General features: G+C 64.3%; 1 protein-coding gene. It reads left to right on the forward strand.

Translation table 11 applies throughout. The annotated features are described in order from the left end of the window. The coding region (locus NCS02_RS11070; protein ID WP_250523089.1) for a tyrosine-type recombinase/integrase at window positions 1-639 on the forward strand (639 nt) is incomplete at its 5' end. Window positions 640-723: the final 84 nt, after the last annotated feature.

The following is a 723-nucleotide window of genomic DNA, read 5'->3' on the forward strand; positions in this document are numbered from 1 at the left end:
ACGATGCCTATGGAAACGGACCGCGAAAAAGCCCACGCGTACCGCGTCCGATGGCTGTTCACGCTGCTCTATCTCGGCGGGCTGCGCATCGCGGAAGTCGGCGCGAACACCATGGGCCAGTTCTTTGTGCGACGCGATGTGGACGGCAACCTGCGCTGGTGGCTTGCCGTTCAGGGCAAGGGCGACAAACAACGGCTGGTGCCGGGCACGCGCGAGATGATGATGGAACTCTCGCGCTATCGGCAGCACCTTGGACTCAGCGCCCTGCCGTCGCCCAGTGAAGACACGCCGCTGGTTCTGCCAATCGGGGCAACGGCATTCAACGAACGCACCGAGACCTGCGCGCCGCTCACGCGTGCCGCGCTCCACGCCATCGTCAAAGACGTGTTTGCGGGCGCTGCGGCGCGCCTGCGCCAGCGAGACGATGCGCCGAGCGTGCGAGCCGATCTGCTCGAGAAGGCGTCCGCGCATTGGCTACGCCACAGCGCCGGCTCGCACATGGCCGACCGTAAGGTGGATCTGCGCACGGTGCGCGACAACCTCGGGCATGCATCGTTGACGACAACCAGCGTCTACTTGCACGTGGACGACGACCGGCGCCATCAGGAAACCGAAGAAAAGCACCGGGTAGACTGGTGAAAACCTGACCGAACAACGCGCTGTGCCTTCCACGCCACGCGTCCGATTGCCTCTAAGTTATCGCGACACCGCCCATGAAAGTGC

The organism is Caballeronia sp. NCF2, assembly GCF_023631205.1.
Classification (GTDB): Bacteria; Pseudomonadota; Gammaproteobacteria; order Burkholderiales; family Burkholderiaceae; genus Caballeronia; species Caballeronia zhejiangensis.